The 17,580-nt window shown below is 72.1% G+C and carries 17 protein-coding genes; 14 read left to right on the top strand and 3 right to left on the bottom strand.

Annotated elements, in window-relative coordinates; translation table 11 throughout:
• Window positions 1-18 precede the first annotated feature (18 nt).
• From OG385_RS13975 to OG385_RS13915, 13 genes are all read left to right on the top strand, one after another.
• On the top strand, window positions 19-1,572 hold the full coding sequence (locus tag OG385_RS13975; protein ID WP_266854954.1) for a polyamine aminopropyltransferase: 1,554 nt from the start codon (window positions 19-21) through the stop codon (window positions 1,570-1,572).
• A gap of 137 nt (window positions 1,573-1,709) precedes the next feature.
• On the top strand, window positions 1,710-2,612 hold the full coding sequence (locus OG385_RS13970) for an SRPBCC domain-containing protein (protein ID WP_266854952.1): 903 nt from the start codon (window positions 1,710-1,712) through the stop codon (window positions 2,610-2,612).
• Between the two features lie 31 nt (window positions 2,613-2,643).
• Window positions 2,644-3,447 carry an aldose 1-epimerase gene (locus tag OG385_RS13965; RefSeq protein ID WP_266854950.1) on the top strand — a complete coding sequence of 268 codons (804 nt, stop codon included), beginning with the start codon at window positions 2,644-2,646 and terminating at the stop codon, window positions 3,445-3,447.
• 65 nt (window positions 3,448-3,512) lie between these two features.
• Window positions 3,513-4,055, top strand: coding sequence for an orotate phosphoribosyltransferase (gene pyrE, locus OG385_RS13960; RefSeq protein WP_266854948.1), 543 nt, complete (start codon window positions 3,513-3,515; stop codon window positions 4,053-4,055).
• A gap of 170 nt (window positions 4,056-4,225) precedes the next feature.
• On the top strand, window positions 4,226-5,257 hold the full coding sequence (gene fbaA, locus OG385_RS13955) for a class II fructose-bisphosphate aldolase (RefSeq protein ID WP_266854946.1): 1,032 nt from the start codon (window positions 4,226-4,228) through the stop codon (window positions 5,255-5,257).
• Between the two features lie 156 nt (window positions 5,258-5,413).
• Window positions 5,414-6,574 carry a MalY/PatB family protein gene (locus OG385_RS13950; protein ID WP_266854944.1) on the top strand — a complete coding sequence of 387 codons (1,161 nt, stop codon included), beginning with the start codon at window positions 5,414-5,416 and terminating at the stop codon, window positions 6,572-6,574.
• A gap of 112 nt (window positions 6,575-6,686) precedes the next feature.
• Window positions 6,687-7,100, top strand: coding sequence for a DUF3151 domain-containing protein (locus tag OG385_RS13945; protein ID WP_266854942.1), 414 nt, complete (start codon window positions 6,687-6,689; stop codon window positions 7,098-7,100).
• A 158-nt stretch (window positions 7,101-7,258) separates the two neighbouring features.
• Window positions 7,259-8,161, top strand: coding sequence for a tryptophan 2,3-dioxygenase family protein (locus OG385_RS13940; RefSeq protein WP_266854940.1), 903 nt, complete (start codon window positions 7,259-7,261; stop codon window positions 8,159-8,161).
• Between the two features lie 166 nt (window positions 8,162-8,327).
• The gene (locus OG385_RS13935; protein ID WP_266860841.1) at window positions 8,328-9,494 is read left to right on the top strand and encodes a kynureninase; all 1,167 of its coding nucleotides are present in this window, start codon (window positions 8,328-8,330) and stop codon (window positions 9,492-9,494) included.
• Window positions 9,495-9,549: 55 nt separating this feature from the next.
• Entirely contained in the window at window positions 9,550-10,416 is an 867-nt protein-coding gene (locus tag OG385_RS13930; protein WP_266854938.1) for an alpha/beta hydrolase, read from the top strand.
• A gap of 216 nt (window positions 10,417-10,632) precedes the next feature.
• A complete protein-coding gene (locus tag OG385_RS13925; protein ID WP_266854936.1) occupies window positions 10,633-11,979 on the top strand; it encodes a sensor histidine kinase in 1,347 nt (448 codons plus the stop codon).
• Complete coding sequence (locus tag OG385_RS13920) at window positions 11,976-12,647, top strand: response regulator transcription factor (RefSeq protein ID WP_266854935.1); 672 nt, start codon at window positions 11,976-11,978, stop codon at window positions 12,645-12,647. The genes OG385_RS13925 and OG385_RS13920 overlap by 4 nt, the downstream gene beginning before the upstream one ends.
• An 89-nt stretch (window positions 12,648-12,736) precedes the next feature.
• Window positions 12,737-13,348, top strand: a complete 612-nt coding sequence (locus OG385_RS13915) for a Uma2 family endonuclease (protein WP_266854934.1) — start codon at window positions 12,737-12,739, stop codon at window positions 13,346-13,348.
• Between the two features lie 34 nt (window positions 13,349-13,382).
• On the opposite strand, the gene OG385_RS13910 is transcribed toward OG385_RS13915, so the two are convergent.
• Together OG385_RS13910 and OG385_RS13905 are read right to left on the bottom strand one after the other, a co-directional pair.
• Window positions 13,383-14,897 carry an ABC transporter permease gene (locus OG385_RS13910; protein ID WP_266860839.1) on the bottom strand — a complete coding sequence of 505 codons (1,515 nt, stop codon included), beginning with the start codon at window positions 14,895-14,897 and terminating at the stop codon, window positions 13,383-13,385.
• A gap of 122 nt (window positions 14,898-15,019) precedes the next feature.
• Complete coding sequence (locus OG385_RS13905; protein ID WP_266854932.1) at window positions 15,020-16,003, bottom strand: ABC transporter ATP-binding protein; 984 nt, start codon at window positions 16,001-16,003, stop codon at window positions 15,020-15,022.
• 110 nt (window positions 16,004-16,113) lie between these two features.
• Between OG385_RS13905 and OG385_RS13900 the strand changes: the two genes are divergently transcribed.
• On the top strand, window positions 16,114-16,638 hold the full coding sequence (locus OG385_RS13900; RefSeq protein WP_266854931.1) for a GbsR/MarR family transcriptional regulator: 525 nt from the start codon (window positions 16,114-16,116) through the stop codon (window positions 16,636-16,638).
• Window positions 16,639-16,665: 27 nt separating this feature from the next.
• Here the strand turns inward: OG385_RS13900 and OG385_RS13895 are convergent, their stop codons facing one another.
• Complete coding sequence (locus OG385_RS13895) at window positions 16,666-17,517, bottom strand: diacylglycerol kinase (protein ID WP_266854929.1); 852 nt, start codon at window positions 17,515-17,517, stop codon at window positions 16,666-16,668.
• Window positions 17,518-17,580: the final 63 nt, after the last annotated feature.

The following is a 17,580-nucleotide window of genomic DNA, read 5'->3' as shown; positions in this document are numbered from 1 at the left end:
TAACGTAGCGTTCGTCGCGTGATCGACCAGTCCGCGCCCCCCGAAGCCCAGGACGCGCGGCTCTCCGTACGCCCGAGGACCGGCAGGCTGCTGGTGCTCGCCACGGTCTTCGTCTGCGCCGCCTGCGGACTGGTGTACGAGCTCGAACTGGTCGCGCTCGCCTCGTACTTGATCGGGGACTCCGTCACCCAGGCGTCCGTCGTGCTGTCCGTCATGGTCTTCGCGATGGGGATCGGCTCGCTCCTCGCCAAACGGCTGCGGGTCCGCGCCGCCGTGGGCTTCGGGCTGGTCGAGGCGGCACTCGCGCTGACCGGCGGCGGTTCGGCGCTCGTGCTGTACGCGTCGTTCGCCTGGGCGGGCGGCGGCGGTTCGCGGTATGCCCTGGTCGGGTTCTCGCTGGCGATCGGTGTGCTGATGGGCGCCGAGATCCCGTTGCTGATGACGCTGATCCAGCGGGTGTCGCGACAGGACGCGGGCGGCGCCGTGGCCGACCTGTTCGCGGCGGACTACGTGGGCGCGCTGGTCGGCGGTCTCGCCTTCCCGTTCCTGCTCCTGCCCCTGCTCGGCCAGCTCACCGGGGCGCTGCTCACCGGCACGGTCAACGCCGTGGCAGGCGGGGCACTGGTGCTGTGGCTCTTCAGGCACGATCTGACGAGGCGCGCCCGCGGGTGGCTGATCCTGGTGAACGTGCTGGTGCTCGCCGTGCTGGCCACGGCGACGGCGCTGGTGGGCGACTTCGAACTGGCGGCGCGGCGGGCGGTGTACGGGGCGCAGGTGCGGGTCGCCGAGCAGACCCGCGTCCAGGAGATCGTCCTGACCCGGTCCGCGCACGGCACCCTGGACCTCTTTCTGGACGGCCGACTCCGGGTCGACGGCGCGGACGAGCGGCAGTACCACCGGGCGCTGGTCGACCCCGCGATGCGCGGCCCGCACCGGAACGTACTGATCCTGGGCGGCGGCGACGGCCTCGCGGCCCGTGAGGTGCTGCGACACCGGGGTGTGGCGTCGGTGACGCTGATTGAGCTGGACCCCGGCGTCGAACGGCTCGCCCGCACCGATCCCGGGCTCGCCGCGCTCAACGGGCACGCGTACCGCGATCCGCGGCTGCGGGTGATCACGGGCGACGCCTTCAACTGGCTGCGGTCGTCGAGGCCGAAGTACGACGTGGTCGTCGCGGATCTGCCCGATCCCGGCATCACCGCGAGCACCAAGCTCTACTCGGAGGAGTTCTACGGACTGGTGTCCCGGGTGCTGGCCCCGGGCGGCCGGCTGGCCGTCCACGCGGGTCCGGTCGGCACGCGTCCCGGCAGCTTCTGGACGGTCGACGCGACGGTGCGGGCGGCCGGTCTGCGGGCGCTCCCGTACCGGGCGTCGGGCCGTGGTGCGGGCTTCGCCGCGGGCCCCGACCGGGCGAAGGGCACCGGGCAGACACCCAGCGACTGGGGCTTCGTCCTGGCGGCCCGCAGGGATCCGCGGCTGGGACCGGCTGCTGCGGGCACCTGGTCACGTGTGCCGGGCCGGCCCCCGGGTGTGCCGCCGTCGACGCTGGTGCATCCGCGGTACGGGCGATGAACGCGGTACGGGCGGTGAACCCGGTACGGGCGGTGAACGGGGTGGCGGCGGTGGCGGGCGCACCGGCCGGGGCCGGTCTGTACCGGCGGGGACCGAAAGGCAGACGAGTCGGCCGTGGCTGAGTAGGCTCGACTTCCATGGAGCATGAGGTGTTCGTTCCGGTTCCGGCAGAGTCCGTCCGACGGGTCCTGGCGGACCCCGCCCGTGTGGCCCGCTGTGTACCGGGGCTCCAACAGGACGCCGACCGTACGGACAGTGGCGACAGCCGGGAGGGCGCGCTCGCGGGCCGGCTCAAGGTCCGGATCGACGGGCACACGATCACCTACCGCGGCACCGTGCGCATCGCCGAGCGCGACGGTGGCTACGAGGTCGACGGCGAGGGCACGGAAGCCCGCGGACCGGGCTCGGTGAAGCTCTCACTGAGGCTGAGCCTGGCGGCGGAGGCCGGTGAGGGTGCCGATGCGGATTCGGGTGGCCGTACGGGTACGACCCTGAGGTGCACGGGAACGGTTCAGGCGACCGATGGCCGGCTGGCGCACCTTGCCCCCGACGCGGTGCTGACGGCCGCACGCCGCCTGTTGGACCGGTTCGGGGACCGCGTACGGGCCGAGGCTCAGGCTCAGACCGGAACCCAGCCCGGGCCGCAGGGCGCGGACCAGGGACCGGACGCGGACGCGGACGCGGTGCCGGATACGGCCCCCGCGCCTGACGAGCGGCCGTCCGCGACCGGCGATTCCGGGGACGAGGCCGGGGCGTCGGTGTTCGACGCGGAGGTGCCGCCGCCGTCGCTGGACCCGGTGTCCGAAGCGGGCTTCACCCCGGCGGGCGACCCGCCCGTGGAGGCCGCACACGCCCGTCGCACGATGATCGGCCGCAGCGCGGAGGAGGTCGACCACGCCCCGCCGCGCGGTCGCTACGCCCCGGTACCGGCCCCGTCGTCGAGCACGGCGGGAGCGACCCTGCGCTGGGCGGCCCCTGCGGCGGCACTGGCGCTGGCATCGGCGGTCGTAGTGGGCCGGGCACTGCGGCGCCGACGCTGAACCGGGCGGCCGGGGTCGTTAGGGTCGGGGTGTGAGTAGCGAAGAGGTCCGGCTCGCCGCCGGCGACGTCGAGTTGACCGTGAGCCCCGAGAACGGGTGCCGTATCCGCAGCCTCCGCATCGGCGGCACCGAACTGCTGCGCCAGGGGGACAAGTTCGGCTGCTTCCCGATGGTGCCCTGGTGCGGCCGTACCGGGAACGGCCGGTTCAGCAGCGGCGGCATCCCGCACCAGCTGCCGCTGAACTCCCCGCCGCACGCCATCCACGGCACCGGCCGCAACACGGCCTGGCAGCGCTCCCGCCCCGGCAGCAACGACGGAACCGCTGTGGCGGTCTTCACCTACGAGCTGGCCGACCCCTGGCCGTACCCCGGCCGGGTCACCCAGTCCTTCGAGCTGACCGAGTCCGCCCTGACCCTCACCCTCGGTGTGGAGACCTGCGGCGACTCGTTCCCGGCGCAGGCGGGCTGGCACCCCTGGTTCAACCGGAACCTGGGCGCCGGTGGTGATGCGCAGGTCGACTTCCAGCCCGGCTGGCAGGAGGAGCGCGGCGACGACCACCTGCCCACGGGCAAGCGGATCGACCCCCTCCCCGGCCCCTGGGACGACTGCTTCGGGATGCCGGACGGTGTGGATGTGACGCTCACCTGGCCCGAGCAGCTGGAGCTGAAGGTCCACAGCCGCGACGAGTGGGTCGTGATCTACGACGAGCAGGCGGAAGCGGTCTGCGTCGAGCCCCAGTCCGGCCCGCCGAACGGTCTGAACACGCTGCCCCGCCTGGTGACGGCCCTCGACCCGCTGGAGATCACGACGACCTGGAGCTGGCGCCGCCTCTGAGCCCCGCCCGGCTGCCCCCGAGCCACCGCGAGGCACTGCCCGCCGTCGCAATTAAGCTCGGGGGCATGACTGACGTACGCGCTGATCTGCTCCAGCACATCAAGGACAAGGCCGTGGTGCACGGCAAGGTGACGCTCTCCTCGGGGATCGAAGCCGACTGGTACATCGATCTGCGCCGGATCACCCTGGACGGCGTGGCCGCGCCCCTGGTCGGTCAGGTGATGCTGGATCTGACCTCCGGGCTGGACTTCGACGCGGTCGGCGGCCTAACGCTGGGCGCCGACCCGATCGCGGACGCCATGCTGCACGCCTCGGCTGCCCGCGGAAAGACGCTGGACGCGTTCGTCGTACGCAAGGCCGCCAAGACGCACGGGATGCAGCGCCGCATCGAGGGCCCGGACATCAAGGGCCGCCGCGTCCTCGTCGTCGAGGACACCTCCACGACGGGCGGGTCTCCGATGACCGCCGTGGCGGCGGTACGTGAGGCCGGTGGCGAGGTGGTCGCCGTCGCCACGATCGTGGACCGAGACACCGGCGCCGCCGAGATCATCGCCGAGGCGGGGGTGCCGTACATCTTCGTGTACAACCAGGACGACCTCGGGCTGTGAGGCTCTGAGCACGGGGTGTGGTTTCACGTGAAACCACACCCCGTCGTCCGGGTCAAGGCACCACGCCCGGTGGACCCGCGCCAGGAGTCTGGAAAGATGGGGGCGACGATGACGTCGCCCCCAGGTCAGGGACCAGTTACGCACACCCGCACATCCCAAGGAGCGGACAGATGCCCATCGCAACCCCCGAGGTCTACAACGAGATGCTCGACCGGGCGAAGGCAGGCAAGTTCGCCTACCCGGCCATCAACGTGACCTCGACCCAGACCTTGCACGCGGCGCTGCGCGGCTTCGCCGAGGCCGAGAGCGACGGCATCATCCAGATCTCCACCGGCGGTGCGGAGTTCCTGGGCGGCCAGTACGCCAAGGACATGGTCACCGGATCGGTCGCGCTCGCCGAGTTCGCGCACATCGTCGGCGAGAAGTACCCGGTCACGGTCGCGCTGCACACCGACCACTGCCCCAAGGACAAGCTCGACGGCTATGTCCGTCCGCTGCTTGAGGTCTCCCGCAAGCGCGTCGAGGCCGGCCTCAACCCGCTCTTCCAGTCGCACATGTGGGATGGCTCCGCCGAGACCCTCGCCGACAACCTGGCCATCGGCCAGGAGCTGCTGGCGCAGGCTACCGGCGCGAAGATCATTCTTGAGGTCGAGATCACCCCGACCGGAGGCGAGGAGGACGGCGTCAGCCACGAGATCAACGACTCGCTGTACACGACCGTCGACGACGCGCTGCGTACCGCCGAGGCGCTCGGTCTGGGTGAGAAGGGCCGCTACCTGCTGGCTGCTTCCTTCGGCAATGTGCACGGCGTCTACAAGCCGGGCAATGTCGTCCTCCGCCCCGAGCTCCTCAAGGACCTCCAGGAGGGCGTCTCCGCCAAGTACGGCAAGCCCGCCGGCAGCCAGCCGTTCGACTTCGTCTTCCACGGCGGCTCCGGGTCCTCCGCGGAGGAGATCGCCACCGCGCTGGAGAACGGCGTCGTGAAGATGAACCTCGACACCGACACCCAGTACGCCTTCACGCGTCCCGTGGTGGACCACGTCTTCCGCAACTACGACGGTGTCCTGAAGGTCGACGGCGAGGTCGGCTCCAAGAAGACCTACGACCCGCGCACCTGGGGCAAGGCCGCCGAGGCCGGCATGGCGAAGCGCGTCACCGAGGCCTGCGCCAACCTGCGCTCCACGGGCACCCGCATCAAGTAGGCACGTCCGTCTCGCAGGCACGCGCATCACGTAGGCACGTCCGTCACGCAGGCACGTCCGTCACGCCGGGCCCGGTATCCCGACCAGGGGTGCCGGGCCCGCGTCGTCATATCCGCACGTACCGTCGGATCAGTCAGATCAGAGAGGGCGCCGCACATGGGGTACGACGCGGAGTACGACTTCGACACCGCTGTCGACCGGCGCGGCTCCTGGAGCGTCCAGTGGGACGGGGTCGCGGACCGGTTCGGCGTGGACGGGCTGCTGCCCTTCACCATCTCCGACATGGACTTCCGCTGCCCGCCCGAGGTCCTCGCGGCCCTCCACGAGCGCATTGGCCACGGGGTGTTCGGCTACACCGACTGGCGGCTCGGGGAGTTCCGGGACGCGGTACGGGACTGGTACGTGACCCGCTTCGACACCCGGATCGACACCGGCCGGATCGTGTACGGGCCCTCCGTGCTCAACCAGCTCTCGCAGCTGCTGCGGATGTGGACCGGCGAGGGCGACGGTGTGGTGGTCCACACCCCCACCTATGACGGCTTCACCAAGGCGGTCTCCGGCCTCCGCCGGGAACTGCGCGGCTGCCCGGTGGACGACGACGCGGAGCTGGAGCGCCTGCTCGCCCGGCCGGACAGCAAGGTCCTGCTCCTCTGCTCGCCGCACAATCCCACCGGCCGGGTGTGGACCCACGACGAGCTGACCCGGTTCGCCGCACTCGCCGAGCGGTACGGCACCGCGGTCATCTGCGACGAGATCCACGCCGACTTCGTGCACGACGGGCACCGGCATCTGCCCTGGACCCGGTACGGGCGCGGCCGCTGGGCGCTCATCACCTCCGGCAGCAAGGCGTTCAACTTCCCGGCGCTGACCGGTTCGTACGGCATGATCGGCGACCCGGACGACCGGGCGGAGTACCTCACCCGCATGGAGACGGCCGAGGGGCTGGCCTCGCCCGCGGTGCTCTCGCTGACGGCGCACATCGCGGCGTACCGGCACGGGGCGGCCTGGCTGGACGCGGTGCGTGCGTACACCGCGGCGAATCTGTCGGTGCTCGCCGAGCGGCTGAACACGGCCTTCCCCGAGCTGGGCTGGGCGCCGCCGCAGGCGGGCTATCTCGCCTGGATCGATCTGCGCCCGCTGGGCATCGACAGCGCGGCGCTCCAGCGGCAGCTGATCGAGGTGGAGAAGGTGGCGATCATGCCGGGCTCGGTCTATCGGGCCGAGGGGTTCGTCCGGCTCAATGTGGGCTGCCCCCGGGACAAGACGGTGGCGGGCGCCGACGCGCTGGTGCGGGCGGTCCGGGCCGTGCTGCCGTAGCAGAGAGTCCACGGGCGGATGGGTCTGCTGCCCGGTCCTGCTGGCCCGTCCTGCTGCTCGATCCTGCTGCCCGTGGCAGCTGTATCCACCGGGGCCAGGCAGACTGGCTTCCATGTCCATTCACGAGAATCTGCTCGGGGGCCCTCCCGAGACCCGTCTTCCTGACGACCCCGAACCCCGCGAGCTCCTCGCGGGCGGCACCGCCCCCGCCGATGTGGCGGCGAAGTACCCGACCTCCTCGCTCGCCTGGGCGCAGCTGGCCGACGACGCCTTCGAGCACGGGCGGGTCGTCGAGTCGTACGCGTACGCCCGTACCGGCTACCACCGCGGCCTCGACTCGCTGCGCCGGGCCGGCTGGAAGGGCCACGGCCCCGTGCCGTGGGACCACGAGCCGAACCGTGGCTTCCTGCGGGCCCTGCACGCCCTGGCCCGCGCCGCGCAGTCGATCGGTGAGGACGAGGAGTACGAGCGCTGCACGGTGTTCCTGCGTGACTCCTCGCCGGCCGCGGCGGACACGCTGGGCTGACCCTGCCGTGCGGAGCAAGGGCTGGACACGCACCGTGTCCGGCCCTTGCTTGTCTTGCCGTGGAGCGGGTTCCGCGTCAATGATGAAGGCGGGGACCGGGGCCCACCTGTCGACGGAAGGGGCGGACCGCTACCTGGAGCACCACCGAGGAGACAGCGATGTCTACGCCTTCGCACGACCCCGCCCCGAACCACCACGACCCGGCCCAGCGCCGGGACTCAGCCCCGAATCACGCCCCGGCCCCGAATGACGACTCCGCCCCGAATCTGGATTTCGCGGGGACCACCCCGTACGAGGACTACGTGCAGGCGGATGTCCTCACCCACCTCCAGCATCTGCGTTCCGACGATCCGGGCGAGATGGTCTTCCTGGTGACCACCCAGGTCATGGAGCTGTGGTTCACCGTGATCGTCCACGAGTGGGAGACCGCGGCGGCAGCCCTGCGCGGTGATGATCTGCCGGCCGCCCTCGCGGCCCTGAAGCGCTCGACGTACGAACTGCAGTCGCTCAACGACTCCTGGCGGCCGCTGGCCCAACTCACCCCCGCGCAGTTCAACGCGTACCGCAGCGCGCTCGGCGAGGGGTCGGGCTTCCAGTCCGCGATGTACCGCAGGCTGGAATTCCTGCTGGGTGAGAAGTCCGCTTCGATGCTGGTCCCGCACCGCGGAGCGCCGCGGGTCCACGCCGAGCTGGAGAAGGCGCTCCAGGAGCCGAGCCTGTACGACGAGGTGCTGCGGTTCATCGCCCGGCACGGGCAGCCGGTGCCCGCCACCGTGCTTGAGCGCGATCTCTCGGCGAAGTACGAGCCGTCGCCTCAGGTCGAGGCGGTCTGGACCGCGGTGTACACGGGGGAGCAGGACTCCCCGCTGGTCCGGCTCGGCGAGGCGCTGACCGATGTCGGCGAACTGGTGTGGCGCTGGCGCAACGACCATCTGGTCGCGACCCGCAGGGCGATGGGGTCGAAGACCGGCACGGGCGGCTCGGCCGGGGTCTCCTGGCTGGAGAAGCGTGCCGCGAAGAGCGTGTTCCCCGAGCTGTGGACGGCACGCAGCCATGTCTGACCCGGCCGCCGGGGTGACCCCGAAAGCCCCGGACATCCCCGGCGAAGCCTCAGCCGGGCCGTATTCCCCGACATCCCCGACGACCGAGGACCAGCTGATGAAGCCCGCACCGGTGCAGTCCGAGCCCGACCTGTCCGGCCGGCCCGGCCCGTCCGCCGTGCCCGACCTGTCCGACGGGTCCGCCCTGGCCCGCCGGGCCGCCGAGCTGGACGCCGCCGACGAACTGGCGCCGCTCCGGGAGCTGTTCACCGTCGCCCCCGGCACGGTCTACCTCGACGGCAACTCCCTCGGTGCCCTGCCCCGGCACGTCCCGGCGCGGATGCAGGAGGTCATCACCCACGAGTGGGGTGCGCTGGGCATCCGCTCCTGGGAGGAGTCCGGCTGGTGGACCGCGCCGGAGCGCATCGGTGACCGGATCGCGCCGCTCGTCGGTGCGGCGCCCGGCACGGTGGTCGTCGGCGACTCGACAAGCGTCAACGTCTTCAAGGCACTTGTGGCCGCGGTCCGGACGGCCGGGGACGACCGCGACGAGATCCTGGTCGACGCCGAGACCTTCCCGACGGACGGCTATATCGCCGGGTCGGCGGCCCGGATGACCGGCCGGCGGATCGTCCCCTACGCACCGGGCGACCCGATCGGTCCCCGTACCGCCGCCGTCCTGGTCAACCATGTCGACTACCGCACGGGGCGGCTGCACGATCTGCCCGCCGTGACCGCAGCCGTGCACGCGGCGGGCGCGGTGGTCGTCTGGGACCTCTGCCACAGCGCCGGTGCGCTGCCGGTCGGGCTGGCGGCCCACGGGGTCGACTTCGCGGTCGGCTGCACCTACAAGTACCTGAACGGCGGGCCGGGTTCGCCCGCCTTCCTGTATGTGCGCCCGGACCTCCAGGCCTCCTTCGACTCACCGCTGCCGGGCTGGACCTCGCACGTGGACCCGTTCGGCATGGAGCCCGGATACACCCCGGCCGACGGCGCCCCGCGGGGCCGGGTCGGCACCCCCGACATTCTCTCGATGCTCGCTCTGGAATCGGCGCTCGATGTCTGGGAAGGGGTGTCGGTCGAGGCGGTCCGGGCCAAGTCACTCGTCCTGACGGACTTCTTCCTGGAGTGCGTGAGCCTCGGATCGGTGACTCCGGCCGCACCCGAACTGCGGGGCAGCCAGGTGTCGCTGAGGTGCGAGAACGCCGGGGCCGTCATGAAGGAACTGATCGCCCGCGGTGTCGTCGGGGACTTCAGGCCGCCGGACATCCTGCGTTTCGGATTCACCCCGCTCTACGTCGGTTTCGGTGATGCGCTGCGTGCCGCCCGCGTTCTGGGGGAGGTACTTGCCTGATAGCGTCCCCGCTGGTCAGGGCAGCCCGGCCCGCACAGAGAGAGGTTGGAGCCGTATGTCGGACGACGCAGAGGCCGATTCGGTCCTCGCGCATCCCGCCGTCGCCCCGGATGCCACCGCTGCGTACGGCGATCACCCCGACCAGACCATGGACTTCTACGCCCCGCACGGCGGCGAGGGGCCGGTCCCGCTCGTCGTCGTGCTGCACGGCGGCTCCTGGCGGCAGCGGTACGACCGCGCGCACATCTCTCCGTTCGCCGCCTTCCTGGCCCGCCGGGGGTTCGCGGTCGCCAGTGTCGAATACCGGCGGGGCGGTGCCGACGAGGGGAGCGCCGGCCGGTGGCCCGACACCCTGGACGACGTCGCCACCGCCCTGGACGCACTGCCCGATCTCGTACCGTCCGGCCTTCCGCGCGCCGACCTGCGGCGGACGGTCCTCACCGGGCACTCGGCCGGCGGGCACCTCGCGCTGTGGGCCGCGGCCCGGCACGTGCTGCCGCCCGAGGCGCCGTGGCACCGGTCCACGCCGCCCTTCCGCGGGGTGGTCGCGCTGGCACCGCTCGCGCACTTCGGCCTCGCCCGTGAACTGGGGGTGTGCGAGGGCGCGGTGGAACAGTTCCTGGCGTCCGCCGACACGGCGGCGGCGGGCACGGCGGGGGTGGACACCGCGGCTGTGGTCCGCGCGCAGTGGGCGGACCCGTCCGCCCTGCTCCCCACCGGCATCGCGATCACGGTCGTCCAGGGCCGGGACGACGCCACCGTCCCGCCGCAGCTCGCCGACGCGTACGCGGACGCGGCGGCCAAGGAGGGCGAACTGGTCGGCGTGACACTGCTCGACGGCGTCGGGCACTACGCGCCGATCGACCCGGCGGCCGACGCCTGCGCGGTGGTCGTCGCGGAGATCGAGCAACTGGCCTGGTGAGGGCCGGTCCGCCGCCCGACGGCGGACGACTGTCCTGGTGGGGGCCGTCCGCCCCGCCGGCGGTACGACTGCCCTGGTGGGGGCCGACCGCCCCGCCGGCCTTACGACTGCCCTCGTCAGGGCGGCTCCACTCCGCCGGTAGTACCTGAGGGGGACCCCGCAGGTTCCACATCAGTACGGACGACCGGGACAGCGCCGCCGCCTACCGTGGTGCCTGTGACCGATACAGAGACGCGAAGCCCGGAGTTCCGGCTGGCCCAGGGGGTTCTGGCGGGCCTGCGCCAGGGCCTCTTCCACGATGCCTTTGCCTATCGCCCGCTCCAGCCGATGCGGACGGACGGACCGCTGACCAGGCGGTTGCCCGGCCGGATACGGGCCCGCTCGGGGTGGTTCCCGCACGCGGTGGTGCTGGGCTTCGCGCTGCTCACACTGCTGGTGGCCGCCCACGGCAGCGTCGACTTCGAGGGCCCCCTGGCTCTCGTGACCGGTCTGATCTCGGCCGGAACGGTCGTGATGACCCTGGTCAGGCCGGTCGGCGCCTGGTGGGTGTCGCTGGTGTCCGCCCCCGTCGTCAGCCTGCTCGGCAGCAGCTGGGGGTCCTGGCCCTGGGCCGACAGCGTCTTCCTCGCGCACCTCGTGGTGCTGACCGTGGTCGCGGCCAGGACCAGGCCGCGGACCGCCGCGTGGATGTGGGCTGGTACGGCGCTGTACGGGTTCGTCGCGGAAGCGGTAGCGGGCCCCGGTATGTACGGCTCCGACATGGCGATGATGCTGTTCCTCGCCGCGGTCGCCCTCCTCGTCACCACGACGGTGCAGGTCCGCCGGGAGGCGCACCGTGAGGTCACCGCCCAGCAGACGGTCACCGCCATCGAACGCGACCGGCGCACGCTCCTGGAGGAGCGCACCACCATCGCCCGTGAGCTGCACGACGTCGTCGCCCACCACATGTCGGTGGTCGCCATCCAGGCCGAGGCCGCCCCGTACCGGGTGACGGATCCGCCGCCCGAGCTGACCCGGTCGTTCGAGGTGATCCGGGAGAACGCGGTGGCGGCCCTCACGGAGCTGCGCCGGGTGCTCGGTGTCGTACGGGCCGAGGACTACGAGGCCCCGGACGCCCCACAGCCCACCCTCGCCGAACTCGAAGGGCTGCTGACCAATGTCCGGGAGGCGGGCCTGGCCGTGGAGAAGACGGTGACCGGCGCGGTGCGTGAACTCCCGCAGGGCGTCGAGCTGTCGGCGTACCGCATCATCCAGGAGGCGCTGAGCAACGCCCTGCGCCATGCGCCTGGTTCACAGGCCCGGGTGGAGATCAGCTACGTCCTGGGCGGGCTCGGTCTGCGCGTGGTCAACGGACCGCCGCAGGGCCTGGCCAAGCCTTCCCCAAGCTCTCAACCGAGTTCGAGCAGGGGATACCCCATTCCGGGTGCCGGGCACGGCATCACCGGGATGCGGGAGCGGGTCACCATGCTGAACGGTGAGATCACCACGGACAGCACGGAGGACGGCGGTTACGAGATCGCGGCGTTCATCCCGGTGCCGCGTTCCGCGGAGGAGTCCGAATGACGGCCGCACCGGTGATCAGGGTCCTGGTCGTCGACGACCAGATGATGGTCCGTGAGGGGTTCTCGGTCCTGCTCAACGCCATGCCGGACATCGAGGTGATCGGCGAGGCGGTCAACGGTGTCGAGGCGGTGGCCCAGGTGGCGGCCCTGCGCCCGGACGTCGTCCTGATGGACATCCGGATGCCCGAGCTGAACGGCATCGAGGCGACCCGCGAGATCGTCGCGGCGGACGAGGCGGCGAAGGTCCTGGTCCTGACCACTTTCGACCTGGACGAGTACGTCTACCAGGCGCTGCGCGCGGGCGCGTCGGGCTTCCTGCTGAAGGACGCGTCGGCTCGCCAACTGGCCGACGGAGTACGGGTGGTGGCGGCCGGCGAGGCACTGCTCGCCCCCACGATCACCAAGCGCCTGATCGTCGAGTTCTCCCGGCTGTCGGACACCCCGAGGCAGCCCGCGCTCGCCCGCGTCGATGAACTCACGGAGCGCGAGAGCGAGGTGCTCGTACTGATCGCGCAGGGCCTGTCGAACGCGGAGATCGCCTCCCGGCTGATCGTCGCCGAGTCCACCATCAAGACGCACGTGAGCCGGATCCTGGTGAAACTCGGCCTGCGGGACCGGACCCAGGCGGCGGTCTTCGCGTACGAGACGGGGCTGGTCAGGCCGGGGTAGCGACCACTCGGACGGGTGATCGTCGCGGGTTCGGGCCCGGATCGGCGTCCGCCTGGCGACACTGGTGCTCGCACAGAAGGGGGTGCAAGATGACGGTTATGGCAGAGCGCATGTCTCAGATGACGGTCGAGGAATTCGAGAAGATCGCCAAGTTCGCCGCAGCTGAGTCCGATGCCGTCGGGTTTGAGTTCATCGACGGGCGGATTGAGGTCAAAGGCGTGACGGACGGGGACCACTCGGAGATCGTCAGGTGGTTGCAGAAGCGGTGCATGCAGACGCGCGCCGACCTGTGGCTGTATGCCGGAGGCGAACTCGGTCTGAAGGTTGAGGGATACCGCAAGGGGCGGGCAAAACCAGATGCGGTCCTTGCGGCGGATGGAAACTTCGCAGGCCAGGGAGACTGGGCTTCACCTCAGGGCGTGCTGATGACCGTCGAGGTCACGTCGTACGACTCCGACTCCGACTCCGACACCGACCGCCGGGACCGCAAGGAGAAGCCGGTCGCCTACGCCGGCGCCGGGATCCCGGTCTATCTGCTGGTCGACCGCGAGGCCGGTGCCGTCACGGTGTTCAGTGCGCCGGACCCGGAAGGCGGCGGCTACCGCGACAGTCACACCGTCAAGTTCGGCGAAGTGCTCATGCTGCCCGACCCGGTGGGTATCGAGCTCGACACCGAGGTGCTCCAGAACTACGTGCGCTGAGCCCCCCCCGGGTGAGGCAGGGGGCTCACCCCCCTCACCCGTTCATGTCCCTCCGCCGCAGTGCCGTCAGCCCCGCTGCCACCAGTGCCGCCGTGAGCAGCAGCAGGATCACCACCGGTGTCCAGGCCATCTCCGCGCCCGGCAGTTTGGCGAGATGGCCGAAGGGTGACAGGCCCAGGACCGGCTGCGGGAGTTTCAGTGCCGGGCCGATCCACCCCAGGGCCAGGGCGAGACCGGCCAGGGCCCAGGCCGCCGGTGCGGCCTTCGGGGCCGCCCCGTACAGCAGGACCGTGAGGCCGCCGAACACCCAGACCGCCGGGAGCTGGGCCAGGGCGGCGCCGATGACCGGGCCCGGTTCGTGGCCGTAGCCCAGGGCCAGGCCGACGCCGCCCGCCAGTACGACAGCCGCCGATCCCGCGAAGGCGACCGTGAGATGACCGGCCGCCCAGCGCAGCCGGCCGACCGCGCCCGCCAGCAGGGGTTCGGCGCGGCCGGCGGTCTCCTCGCCGTGCAGCCGCAGCACCGATGCGACCACGTACAGCGCGGCGACCGTACCGAGCACCCCGGTCATCGCTGCGAGGAACGCCTCGGTGAGGCCGGAGTGGCCGCCCATCCGCTGGAAGATCTCCCGGGCGGCCGCGTTGTCGCCGACCAGATCCCCCGCGCCGTCCGTGATGCTGCCGAAGACCGCCCCGGTGACCAGGAACCCGGCGATCCACCCGTACAGGCTGCCCCGCTGGAGCCGCACGGCGAGCGCGCCCGCCGTGCCCATCCGCCCCCGCGCCGGTCCCGGCCGGGCGGGCAGAAAGCTCATGCCGAGGTCACGGCGCCCGGCCAGGGTGTACGCGACGAGGGCCTGCGCGGCGACGGCGGCCGCCAGGAGCAGCAGCACCCACCAGCGCTCGGCCGCGTAGGGCCGTACGTTCTCGGCCCAGCCGACCGGGGACAGCCAGGTCAGCACGGACGAGCCGGCGCCCGACACCGCGTCGCCCGCCGCTTTCAGGACGTACGCGGCGCCGATCGCGGCCGCGCCGATCCCCTTCGCCGCGCGGGCGCTCTCGGTGAGCTGGGCGGCGACGGCCGCCGTGCACGCGAAGAGCATCCCGGTGCCCGCCACCGACAGCGCGAGCGCCACCGAACCGCCGCCCGGCTCGCCGGACGCGGTGAGCCCGGCGGCGATCACGCAGGCCAGCCCGGCGTTGGCGGCCCCGGCTGCCAGCAGCGCGGCCGTGAGCGGCGCCGGCCGGCCGACCCCGGCCGACGAGAGCAGCTCCTGACGCCCGGTCTCCTCCTCCTCGCGGGTGTGGCGTACGACGACGACCAGGCTCATCACGGCGGCGAGTACGGCACCGAAGCCGCTCATGCGCCAGGCGGTGAGCCCGCCGACCGAGTCGCTGAACACGGGCCCGTACAGCGCCCGCAGCGAGCTGTTGCCGTTCATCGAGCGGGCCAGCTCCGCGCGGCCGGCCGCCGTGCCGTACAGCGCGGCGAAGGACCGCGCGACGGACGCGAACGAGCCGCCGAGCAGCAGGATCCAGAGCGGCATCATGAGCCGGTCGCGGCGCAGGGCGAGCCGCAGCAGGACGCCGGTGCCCGCCCATGGGTGTGCGGAACGCGGCGGCCCGGCGGCGGGGCCGCCGCCGGTGCCGGGGCGGCCGGTCGTGGTGGCGGTCACCGGGGCACCGCCGGGGTCTGCGCCGGTCCGGCCGCTGCCGTGCGGGTTCCGTCCGGAGCCGTGTCCGGTGTCGCGTAGTGGCGCAGGAAGAGTTCCTCCAGCGTCGGCGGTGTGCTGGTCAGCGACCGCACGCCGGAGGCGCCGAGCGATCCGAGCACCGCGTCCAGCCGGTCCGTCTCGACCTGGAGCTTCACCCGGGTGCCCTGGACGTCGAGGCCGTGCACGCCGGGCAGCCGGTCGAGGCCGCTCGGTGCCGAGGCCAGTTCGGCGACGATGCTGGTGCGGGTCAGATGCCGCAGCTCGGCGAGCGAACCGGTCTCCACCGTGCGCCCGGCGCGGATGATGCTCACCCGGTCGCAGAGCGATTCGACCTCGCTCAGGATGTGGCTGGAGAGCAGCACCGTCCGCCCCCGGTCGCGCTGCTCCGCCACGCACTGCTGGAAGACCCCCTCCATCAGCGGGTCGAGCCCGGAGGTCGGCTCGTCGAGGATCAGCAGATCCACGTCGGACGCGAACGCGGCGACCAGGGCCACCTTCTGCCGGTTGCCCTTGGAGTACGTACGGCCCTTCTTCGTCGGGTCCAGCTCGAACCGGTCGAGCAGTTCCGCCCGGCGCGCAGCGTCGAGGCCGCCGCCGCGCAGCCGCCCGTACAGATCGATGACCTCGCCGCCGCTCAGGTTCCGCCAGAGGGTGACGTCGCCCGGCACATAGGCGATGCGCCGGTGCAGCTCGACCGCGTCGCGCCACGGGTCGCGGCCCAGCAGCTGCGCGGCGCCCGAGTCAGCGCGCAGCAGCCCGAGCAGGATCCGGATGGCCGTGGACTTGCCGGAGCCGTTGGGCCCGAGGAAGCCGTGGACCTCGCCGGCCTCGACGGTGAGGTCGAGGCCGTCCAGTGCGGGTGTCCGGCCGAACGACTTGTGCAGTCCGGCGGCTGTGAGTGCCTTGGCTGTGGATGCCTTGGCTGTGCGTGCCTTGGTCATGCTTCTGAAAGTACAGTGATTTCACAAAGTTGTGAACTTAAGGAAGTTAAGGAAACGTATAAACTCCTACGGGTGGCAGGGACCGGGAACGCTGGGGAGAAGATCCAAGGATGACGCAGAAAGACACCGGCCCGGAGAGCGGAAGCGGCACGGGCGGCGCACAGCCTGTGGACGGGGCGGCGGTCTCCCGCTTCGTCGAGCGGTTCGCCGCGCAGCTCGCCGACGCCGGGATGCAGCGGATGCCGGCCCGTATCTTCGCCGCGCTGCTCGCCTCCGAGTCCGGCGCGCTGACCTCGGCCGAACTGGGCGCACAGCTCAAGGTCAGCCCTGCGGCGATCTCCGGCGCCGTCCGCTACCTCGCGCAGGTCAACATGGTCACCCGCGAACGCGAACCGGGATCGCGCCGGGACCGCTTCCGGGTGCACAGCGACCAGTGGTACGAGGCGCTGACCAGCCGCGACATGGTCATCAAGCGCTGGGAGGACGCCCTGCGCGAAGGCGTCGCGAACCTGGGGCCCGACTCCCCGCAGGGGCAGCGGCTGGGGGAGACGCTGGCCTTCTTCGAGTTCCTGCACGGGGAGCTGGCGGCGCTGATGGAGCGCTGGAACGTGGAGCGCGAGAAGCGCTTCGGCTGACGCACCACGGGCGGCCCCCGCACCGTCCTACACCGCGACTGCCGGCAGCGTCAGCCCCCACACCCCCGCCCGCACCATCCACGTCCGGGTCCGCACCGGACCGCCCACCAGGCCGTCCCTGCGGTACCGGAAATCCGCCCCGGAGACCGTCACGGCCAGCGCCTCAGCCGTCAGCCGGTCGCCGGACGGCAGCTCGATGGCCACCTCCGCCTTCCCCGCGCCGCCCCGCGACGAGACCCGGACCCCTGCCACCGGCCGGTCCAGATCGGCCAGCAGGACGCCGTCCGCCTCCACCCGCAGCCGCTGCACCCGGGGCGCCCCCGGCGTGGGGACCGGGCCGACGAGCGTCCGTACGAGCGAACGGCAGGTGCCCCACACCGACTGCGGCCCTTCGCCGTCCGCGCCCGGCGCCCCGGAACGCGGGCCCGGCACCGGGATCCGCAGATCGCCCAGCACCACCGCGTCGCTGTCGTCCACCAGCAGGTCCAGCCAGCGCACCGCGCCGTCGAGCACCGACCGCGCCGCGGCCACCGCGCCCACCGGGACACCCAGCGACCGCGCCAGCTCCAGCGCGGGCGCCGGACCGACCGGCACCAGGGACAGGGCGCCGCGTGCCCGGTCACGCTCCCGGTGCAGCAGGGTCACCGCTCTGAGCAGCGCCCGGTCGTCGCCGACCACCACGAGGCGCCGGTGGCCGCGTCTCGCGAGCGCCCGCGCGAACTCCTCCGGCCCCTCGGGCAGGCAGATCTTGGCGTGCGCTCCGGCGCACAGCACGTCCTTCGCGATCCGTACGGATTCGCCGTCCGCGCGGCGGGCGACCGGGTCGATGACCACCAGCAGCTGATGCTCGGTGCTCGCTGGGGGATCTGGAGCCGACACCTCGGTCCTTCCTCGGGTAGCATCTTTGTGCAAGAGCCCCTTGCGCTATTGCGCCAGGGGCTT

This window comes from Streptomyces sp. NBC_01306 (genome assembly GCF_026340465.1).
In the GTDB taxonomy this organism is placed as follows: domain Bacteria; phylum Actinomycetota; class Actinomycetes; order Streptomycetales; family Streptomycetaceae; genus Streptomyces.
The sequence above is the reverse complement of the archived record's forward strand: the minus strand, read 5'-3'. Positions and strand labels throughout refer to the sequence as shown.

Bases quoted from the DNA above. Each gene is read 5' to 3' on its own strand.
- OG385_RS13970 (WP_266854952.1), top strand. From the start codon at position 1,710: ATGGAGCATGAGGTGTTCGTTCCGGTTCCGGCAGAGTCCGTCCGACGG.
- pyrE (WP_266854948.1), top strand. From the start codon at position 3,513: ATGACTGACGTACGCGCTGATCTGCTCCAGCACATCAAGGACAAGGCC.
- fbaA (WP_266854946.1), top strand. From the start codon at position 4,226: ATGCCCATCGCAACCCCCGAGGTCTACAACGAGATGCTCGACCGGGCG.
- OG385_RS13950 (WP_266854944.1), top strand. From the start codon at position 5,414: ATGGGGTACGACGCGGAGTACGACTTCGACACCGCTGTCGACCGGCGC.
- OG385_RS13945 (WP_266854942.1), top strand. From the start codon at position 6,687: ATGTCCATTCACGAGAATCTGCTCGGGGGCCCTCCCGAGACCCGTCTT.
- OG385_RS13940 (WP_266854940.1), top strand. From the start codon at position 7,259: ATGTCTACGCCTTCGCACGACCCCGCCCCGAACCACCACGACCCGGCC.
- OG385_RS13930 (WP_266854938.1), top strand. From the start codon at position 9,550: ATGTCGGACGACGCAGAGGCCGATTCGGTCCTCGCGCATCCCGCCGTC.
- OG385_RS13920 (WP_266854935.1), top strand. From the start codon at position 11,976: ATGACGGCCGCACCGGTGATCAGGGTCCTGGTCGTCGACGACCAGATG.
- OG385_RS13915 (WP_266854934.1), top strand. From the start codon at position 12,737: ATGACGGTTATGGCAGAGCGCATGTCTCAGATGACGGTCGAGGAATTC.
- OG385_RS13910 (WP_266860839.1), bottom strand. From the start codon at position 14,897: ATGATGCCGCTCTGGATCCTGCTGCTCGGCGGCTCGTTCGCGTCCGTC.
- OG385_RS13905 (WP_266854932.1), bottom strand. From the start codon at position 16,003: ATGACCAAGGCACGCACAGCCAAGGCATCCACAGCCAAGGCACTCACA.
- OG385_RS13900 (WP_266854931.1), top strand. From the start codon at position 16,114: ATGACGCAGAAAGACACCGGCCCGGAGAGCGGAAGCGGCACGGGCGGC.